Here is a 7,756-nt window from a genome sequence, read left to right as displayed (position 1 = left end):
TGGCCGACAGTCTGGCGGTGGCGGTGGTGAGCGTCGATTATCGACTGGCGCCCGAACATCCCTGGCCCGCCGCACCCGACGATTGCGAAACCGCGGCGCTGTGGCTGGTGGAACGCGCGCAATCGTTGTTCGGTACAGCGGCATTCGTTGTGGGCGGGGCGTCGGCGGGAGCCACCCTGGCCGTCACCACCCTGCTTCGTCTGCGAGATCGAGGACTGGCCGATCGGTTCGCCGGCGCCGTGCTGCAGTACGGCGCCTACGACCTGAGCGGGCGAACTCCCGGCGGCCGGCTGTACGCCGACGAGTACTTCATCGAGGCCTACGCCGGTCACGTCGCCGACCGCACCGATCCCGACATATCTCCCCTCTACGGCGACCTGGCCGACCTACCGCCGGCATTGCTGGTGGTAGGGCAGCGCGACATCCTCCTCGAAGACAATCTGGCGCTGGCCGCCCGGCTCGCCGCGGCGGGAAACGATGTCGACGTCCGCGTCTATCCCGAATCCGCCCATGCCTTCACCTTCCGCCCGACCGGCATGGCCGCTGCCGCTCTCCGCGAGATCGACACGTGGGTCGCGGACCGGCTGCGATGCTCGCGGGTCGCTGGTGGCGCGCCGGATCCCATTGCGACGGTGACGTAGTGGTGACCGATCACCAGCGCGGACCGGGTCCATTCGTTACCCTGGCTTGATGCGATCCCGGTTTCTGCGCAATGTCTCGGCCGTGTTCGTCGCGGTTGCGTCGGTGTTGCTGAGCGGCACTCCGGCCCTGGCCGGCCCACCGATGCGGGCGGCAGCGCTCGCATCGCTGGACTCCGGATTCCTCTGGGGTGTGGCGAGTTCGGGCTTCCAGTCCGAAGGCCGTTCGCCCGACAGCAATTGGACGCGCTACATCGCGCGCAACCCCGGATACGAGCCGCTGCAGAATTCGGTCGACTTCGCCGATCGCTACGACTCCGACATCCGGCTGGCTGCCGATATGGGGATGCGGGTGTTCCGCGTCGGGATCGAGTGGGCGCGGCTGCAACCCGAGCCCGGGAAGTGGGACGACAACGGCTTCCGCTTCTACGATTCGGTGGTCGACAGCATCGTGCGCGCCGGGATGCGGCCGATGATCACCCTCGACCACTGGGTGTATCCGGGCTGGGAGGCGGACCGGGGCGGCTGGCGCAATCCGGGCATGGTGGGCGATTGGCTCGCCAACATGCGTGCTGTCGTGGATCGCTATTCCTCGCGGAACCCCTTGTGGGTCACCGTGAACGAACCCGTCGCCTACATCCAGAACGAGGTTCGCGAGGCCGGCGCCGATGCCAACGCCATGCTGACCGGGGTCGTCGACGTGCACAACGCCAGCTACGACTACATCCATCAGAAGCAGCCCGGAGCTCAGGTCACCGCCAACGTCGGATACGTGGCGGGTGCGGAGGACCAGGTCAACGGTGAGTTGATGGACCGGATCGGCGCCCGGCTCGATTACGTCGGCGTCGACTACTACTTCGGATTCGACCCGGCGCAGTCGCTGTACAGTGCGATCGGACGGGCTACCGGTTCGTCGCTGCCGAATCTGCCCGGCCCGCGCATCTGGGAGATGCCGCTGCGCACCGAGGGCATCTACTATGCGCTGCAGCATTATTCGCGCCGGTTCCCCGGTAAGCCGCTGTATATCGTCGAGAACGGCATGCCCACCGAGAACGGCCTGCCTCGCGGCGACGGCTACACCCGCACCGACCACCTCCGCGACACCGTCTACTGGCTGCAACGCGCCAAGGCCGACGGCATGAACGTGATGGGCTACAACTACTGGAGCCTCACCGACAACTACGAATGGGGCAGCTACACACCGCGTTTCGGCCTCTACACCGTCGACGTCCGCACCGATCCGTCGCTCACCCGCCGCCCCACCGACGCCGTCGGCACCTACGCGCAGATCGTCGCCGCCGGCGGCGTCCCCGGCGACTACCGCCCCACCCGCGCCCCGGCCCTGTGCATCTTCGTCGACCCGCCGGCCAGCTGCCTCAGCCCGGTCGCGGGACCGTAGGCGGTCCCGGAGCCATCCAGCTGCTCCACTGATCTTCGATGCCGTGGTGTGCGGGCGGCGCGCAGTGGTTAACTCCTCTGCGACAACACGAGTGGAGAGGAGCGGGCCGTGGCCGACGACGGCGGTGTGGTGGATCTCGGACAGGACCGGGCGCACAGTGCCCGCATCTACGACTACTACCTCGGTGGACGTGACAATTACGACGCCGATCGGGTGGCGGCGGCAGCGATCGAGCAGGCGATTCCGTCGGTGCGGACGGTGGCACGAGGTAATCGGTCGTTCATGGTGCGTGCGGTCCGGCATCTGAGTGCCGACCTCGGCGTCCGTCAGTTTCTCGACATCGGCACCGGGATTCCGACCGAGCCGAACCTGCATCAGGTCGCACAGGAGGCGGCACCCGATGCGCGCGTGGTGTACGTCGACAACGATCCGATCGTGCTGGCCCACGCGCGGGCACTGCTGACCGGGACTCCGGAGGGTGTCACCCGATACGTCGAGGCGGATGTGCGCGATCCGGCCAGGATCCTGTCCGCGCCCGAAGTGGAAGCGACGCTGGACTTTTCGAAGCCGGTGGCGCTGAGTCTGATAGCGTTGTGTCACTTCGTCCCGGGAGACGGGGTGTACGACATCATCGATACCCTGCTGGCGCCGCTGGCTCCCGGATCGTTTCTGGTGATGACACACCTGAGCCCCGATTTCGATCCGGCTATGGTCGAGGGCACGGTCGCGGCCTATCGCCAGAGCGGGATCGAGATGGAAGCTCGGTCCTACGACGGGGTCGCGCGATTCTTCCGGGACTTGGACCTGATCGAGCCCGGCATCGTGGCGATCGACGATTGGCACGCCGGCGGGGTGATCCCAGACCTGCCCGACGGTGTCAGCGCCCTGGACACCGCCGCGTCCGCGCCGCCGGCCGCCGGGTACGCCGCGGTGGGCCGCAAGCGGTGAAGATTTTTTTCGGGTGATGTCGATTCCGGGGGTGGCTCGTTCGAGGGGTAGGTGAGGGGCTGAGAGGCAGCCCACCCCTGGAAGGACACAACCATGCGCACACTGGTGGCGTTCGAGCACATGACCCTGGACGGTTACGCCTCGTCCGGCGAAGATCTGGGATTCGAGTTCACGTTCCGCGCCTACGACGACGAACTGCAGGCCTACGCCGAGCACATCCAGGCCGACTTCGACACCGCGATCTACGGCCGCGAAACCTACCTGGGGATGTTCGGGTACTGGTCGCAGCAGCCGAACGCCGAGAGTTCCCCGGGCGAGCGCCGCCACGCCGAATGGGTCAACGCCGTGGACAAGATCGTCTGCTCCACCACGCTGGAGTCGGCCGAATGGAACAACACCCGGCTGATCAGCAGCGACGTCGCCGCGCAGATCGAGGCTCTGAAGCGTGAGGACGGCGGCGTGATCGCGATCTACGCCAGTCCGAAGCTGGTCCATTCGTTCATCGATATGGGGCTGGTCGACGAGTTCCGCATCGTCGTCCATCCGGTCACGCTCGGCTCGGGCACCCCGGTGTTTCACGACAAGGCGAAACTGGATCTCGATCTGCTGGAGTCGAAGGCGTTCGGTTCGGGTGCGGTGTACCTCCGCTACCAGGTGCGATGAGGAAGGATGCGGATATGCGTTATCTGATGCTGATCCGTCTCGATCCCGCGGCCGCGCCGGTGCAGGGGCCCGACCCCGCCATGGCCGAGGATATGGGCAAACTGCTCGAGGAGATGACGAAGGCCGGCGTGCTGCTCGACACGGCGGGACTGCGACCGGTCGAAGAAGGCGTCCGGGTTCGTCAGACCGGCGGCAAGCAGACCGTGCTCGACGGCCCGTTCAGCGAGTCCAAGGAGGTCATCGGCGGATACTGCCTGCTGCAGACCCGCTCGCAGGACGAGGCCATGGAATGGGGTTCGCGGTTCCTGCGGCTGCACGGGCCGGAATGGGATATCGAACTGGAGATTCGCCGGCTCGACGACCAGGCTTGACGCTATGTCGTTACCCGAGATGAGCGGCCGTCCGCACGCAGGTGCCGACGGCCGCTCATCGGCGGCTCGGGCCGTGGAGGCGGCCTGGCGCATCGAATGGCCGAAGCTGGTGGCCGGCCTCACCCGGCTGGTCGGTGATATCGCCACCGCCGAAGAGTTCGCACAGGACGCGCACCTGGCCGCCCTGGAACAGTGGCCGCGCGACGGGATTCCGCCGAATCCGGGCGGCTGGCTGATGCTCACCGCGAAACACCGTGCCATCGACCGGATCCGGCGTGACGCCACCTTCGCCCGGAAACTGCCGATGCTCGGGCACGACCTGCTCACCGAACACACCGGCGCGCAACCGGATACGAACGATATCGAGGACGACCTGCTGCGCATGGTCTTCACCGCCTGCCATCCGGTGCTGTCGCAGCCCGCTCGGGGGGCGCTGACGTTGCGCATGGTCGGCGGCCTCACGACCGACGAGATCGCCCGCGCCTATCTGGTGCCGGAAACCACGGTGGCCCAACGGATCGTGCGCGCAAAACGGACCATCGCCGAGAAGATGGTGCCCTACGAGGTTCCGTCGGGTCCGCAGCTGGCCGAGCGGCTGGAGTCCGTGCTGGAGGTCGTCTATCTGATCTTCAACGAGGGGTACGCGGCCACCTCCGGCGAGAACTGGGTGCGCGCCGAACTCTGTGACGACGCACTGCGTTTGGCGCGCATCCTCACCGGGCTGATGCCGCGGGAACCGGAAGCGTTCGGCCTCGCGGCCCTGCTGGAATTGCAGGCCTCCCGCACCGGTGCGCGCAGTGATACGACGAAACAGCTCGTGCTGCTTCCCGATCAGGACCGGAGCCGTTGGGATCAGCTGTCCATCCGCCGCGGCTTCGCCGCCCTCGGCAGGGCGCACAACCTGGCGGTGCGTCGTGGTGTTCCACCCGGTCGCTACGCCCTGCAAGGGGCCATCGCCGCCGCGCACGCCATGGCCGCCACCTCGGACGACACCGATTGGCGACGCATCGCCGGCCTGTATGCCGTTCTCGCCGAACGCTTTCCGTCGCCGGTCGTCGAGGTGAATCGCGCCGTCGCGGTGGCCATGGTGCACGGCCCCGCCGCGGGCCTCGACCTCGTCGACGCGGTGGCCGCGACCGGCGCGCTCGATTCCTATCACCTGCTACACGCCGTCCGCGCGCACTTCCTTGTACAGCTGGACCGCCCGGCCGACGCTCGCGCCGCCTATCTGCGCGCCGCCGATCTCACCGCCAATGCCGCCGAACAAGCGTTGTTGCGCGACCGCGCGGCCCGGCTCGCCTAGGCCGCGCCGATGGGCGTTGTTAGGGTGGTGGGGTGAGTTCTCCGGAGGCATCCGAACGGTAGCCGCTCGGCCTGTGGGCCGGGCGGCGTTGTGAGTGGTTTCCCGCCGATCGCTGAGCGATCGGTGCGGTTGGCGTATCTCGCAGCGCCGGATGATGCCGATGTCATTCCCTGGGCGCCACAGGTGGCGCCCTGTCTTCTGGAGTACTTCCTCATGCCCCTTGTGGTTGTCGTGCTCGCTGTCGCGGTTTTCGCGCAGGGCACATCGGAGTTCATGGTGTCGGGACTGCTGCAGCAGATCGCCGACGATCTCGGCGTCTCGCTCGGCGCCGCCGGTTTGCTGACCTCGCTGTTCGCGGCCGGAATGGTGGTGGGAGCGCCGACGATGGCGATGGCGGCCGGCCGGGTGCCGGTCCGGTATTCGGCCACGGCCTTTCTCGGGGTGTTCTGCGGCGCTCACGTGATCGGCGCTACCGCAACCGGTTTCGCGCCGTTGCTGGCGACGCGGGGTGTCGCGGCGATCGCCGATGCCGGATTCCTCGCGGTCGTGCTGGCCGCACTTCCCCGGCTGGTCGGTCCGGCGATGATCGGACGCGCTACCGCCGTCGTGGTCTCCGGGGTGACGGTGGCCTGCATCGCCGGGGTGCCCGCGGGCACGGTGCTGGGTCAGGTCTGGGGCTGGCGGTCGGCGTTCTGGGCTGTCGCTGTCCTCAGCGCGGTGGCGCTCGTGCCGGTGTGGACGATGCTCGGCCGCCAGGGCCGGGACAGCGATGTGCCGAGTGGGCCGGCCCCGTCGATGCGGCGCGAATGGTCGGTGCTGACGCAGTGGCCGGTCCTGATCGCCGTGGTGGCCGCAATCCTGGTGAACGCCGCGACCTTCGCCGCATTCACCTATCTGGGCACCATAACGACCGCCGTCGCCGGAGACAGGTGGGTTCCCGTGGCGCTGGCCCTCTTCGGTGCCGGTTCGTTTCTCGGCGTGACGGTCACCGGCCGCTACAGCGACCGACATCAGCGGCGGATCGTGCTCGCCGGAACGGGTCTGCTCATGGGAGTCTGGCTCGTCGCCGCGGTGGCCGCCCACGTGCTGATCGGGGTGATGGTTGTGTCGGTGGTGGCGGGCGCGGTCGCGTTCGGCGTCGGTTCGACGCTGATCGCCACGATCGTGCGGACCGCGACACCGGCCGCTCCCCGCATCGCCGGCGCGCTGGCGACCACCGCGTTGAATATCGGCGCCGTGCTCGGCCCGGTCGCCGCCGGTCCGGTGGTCGACCTCACCGGTCACCCGGCCACGGCGTTGTGGTGCGGCGCCGCCTTCACCGCCGCCGCGGTCGGTGTCGTCGGGCTGGATCGGCGGCGGCCCGCCACGAGCCCGTCGAGCAGCGGAATCGCCGATCGCCCGGCAGCGCGGCGCGGCCGGTGAGGAAGCGGCCGGCCGGGACCGGAGTTTGCCCGCAACCTGTTCCAACTACCCGAACAGCGATAATGGGCGCGCAAGTGTTCGGAACCGAGATGGTGGGAGAGACGACTGTGAAGCTGATCGGTGTGATCGGTGGCGGAACCATGGGTGCGGGAATCGCCGAGGTATGCGCGAAGGCCGGGAGCGAGGTTCTCGTACTGGAGACGACGCCGGAGTTCGCCGAGGCGGCGCACAAGCGCATCGAATCGTCGATCTCGCGGGGCGTGACGAAGGGCAAGATCACCCAGGACGAGGCCGACGCCGTGCTCGCCCGGGTGCGGGTGACCCTCGACATCGAGGAGTTCGCCGACCGCGACCTGGTCATCGAGGCCGCGCCGGAGATCGAATCGCTGAAGTACGAGATCTTCGGCAAGCTGGACAAGATCGTGAAGCCGACCGGCATCCTCGCCACCAACACCTCCTCGATCCCGGTGATCAAGGTGGCCGGTGCCACGCAGCGTCCCGAGCAGGTCGTCGGCCTGCACTTCTTCAACCCGGTGCCGGTGATGCCCCTGGTGGAGGTGATCTCGACGCTGGTCACCTCGCCGGAGACCGCCGCCACCGTGACCGACTACGCGAAGAACACCCTGCACAAGACGACCGTGCAGGCCGGTGACCGCTCCGGATTCATCGTCAACGCGCTGTTGATCCCGTACCTGTGCCAGGCGGTGCGGATGCTGGAGTCGGGCTACGCCAGCGCCGAGGACATCGACGCCGCGATGAAGGGCGGCTGCGGTTACCCGATGGGCCCGCTCACCCTGCTCGACACCGTCGGTCTCGACATCGCTCTGGCCGCCGCCGAATCGCTCTACGGCGAATTCGCCGAGCCGCACTACGCGCCCCCGGCGCTGCTGCGTCGCATGGTCGACGCCGGCCGCCTGGGTCGCAAGACCGGTCGCGGATTCTACGAGTACAGCTGATCGCGGCGCCCCGCGTTCCCGGCCGGATATCGTTGTCCGCATATCACCGGGAATGC

At 68.0% G+C, this 7,756-nt stretch carries 8 protein-coding genes; all 8 read left to right on the top strand.

Going from position 1 to position 7,756, the window contains the following annotated elements; all coding sequences use genetic code 11:
* The coding region (locus ON23_RS11395) for an alpha/beta hydrolase fold domain-containing protein (RefSeq protein ID WP_157170206.1) at window positions 1–641 on the top strand (641 nt) is incomplete at its 5' end.
* A gap of 49 nt (window positions 642–690) precedes the next feature.
* A complete protein-coding gene (locus ON23_RS11390) occupies window positions 691–2,037 on the top strand; it encodes a family 1 glycosylhydrolase (protein ID WP_039778064.1) in 1,347 nt (448 codons plus the stop codon).
* A gap of 108 nt (window positions 2,038–2,145) precedes the next feature.
* Entirely contained in the window at window positions 2,146–2,985 is an 840-nt protein-coding gene (locus tag ON23_RS11385) for an SAM-dependent methyltransferase (protein ID WP_167331852.1), read from the top strand.
* A gap of 93 nt (window positions 2,986–3,078) precedes the next feature.
* Window positions 3,079–3,648 carry a dihydrofolate reductase family protein gene (locus ON23_RS11380; RefSeq protein WP_039778063.1) on the top strand — a complete coding sequence of 190 codons (570 nt, stop codon included), beginning with the start codon at window positions 3,079–3,081 and terminating at the stop codon, window positions 3,646–3,648.
* Window positions 3,649–3,662: 14 nt separating this feature from the next.
* Window positions 3,663–4,019: a YciI family protein gene (locus ON23_RS11375; RefSeq protein ID WP_039778068.1), complete on the top strand. Its 357-nt coding sequence runs from the start codon at window positions 3,663–3,665 to the stop codon at window positions 4,017–4,019.
* Between the two features lie 4 nt (window positions 4,020–4,023).
* The gene (locus ON23_RS11370; RefSeq protein WP_244969557.1) at window positions 4,024–5,322 is read left to right on the top strand and encodes an RNA polymerase sigma factor; all 1,299 of its coding nucleotides are present in this window, start codon (window positions 4,024–4,026) and stop codon (window positions 5,320–5,322) included.
* A 213-nt stretch (window positions 5,323–5,535) separates the two neighbouring features.
* Window positions 5,536–6,744, top strand: a complete 1,209-nt coding sequence (locus ON23_RS11365) for a Cmx/CmrA family chloramphenicol efflux MFS transporter (protein WP_051042426.1) — start codon at window positions 5,536–5,538, stop codon at window positions 6,742–6,744.
* A gap of 107 nt (window positions 6,745–6,851) precedes the next feature.
* The gene (locus tag ON23_RS11360) at window positions 6,852–7,700 is read left to right on the top strand and encodes a 3-hydroxybutyryl-CoA dehydrogenase (protein WP_039778065.1); all 849 of its coding nucleotides are present in this window, start codon (window positions 6,852–6,854) and stop codon (window positions 7,698–7,700) included.
* The last annotated feature ends 56 nt before the right edge of the window (window positions 7,701–7,756 follow it).

Source organism: Nocardia cerradoensis NBRC 101014 (assembly GCF_000308535.1).
Lineage (GTDB): Bacteria > Actinomycetota > Actinomycetes > Mycobacteriales > Mycobacteriaceae > Nocardia > Nocardia cerradoensis.
This window is presented reverse-complemented; position numbering and strand designations above follow the sequence as displayed.

Coding starts and splice junctions, on each gene's coding strand:
- ON23_RS11380 (WP_039778063.1), top strand. CDS start 3,079: ATGCGCACACTGGTGGCGTTCGAGCACATGACCCTGGACGGTTACGCC.
- ON23_RS11390 (WP_039778064.1), top strand. CDS start 691: ATGCGATCCCGGTTTCTGCGCAATGTCTCGGCCGTGTTCGTCGCGGTT.
- ON23_RS11365 (WP_051042426.1), top strand. CDS start 5,536: ATGCCCCTTGTGGTTGTCGTGCTCGCTGTCGCGGTTTTCGCGCAGGGC.
- ON23_RS11375 (WP_039778068.1), top strand. CDS start 3,663: ATGCGTTATCTGATGCTGATCCGTCTCGATCCCGCGGCCGCGCCGGTG.
- ON23_RS11370 (WP_244969557.1), top strand. CDS start 4,024: ATGTCGTTACCCGAGATGAGCGGCCGTCCGCACGCAGGTGCCGACGGC.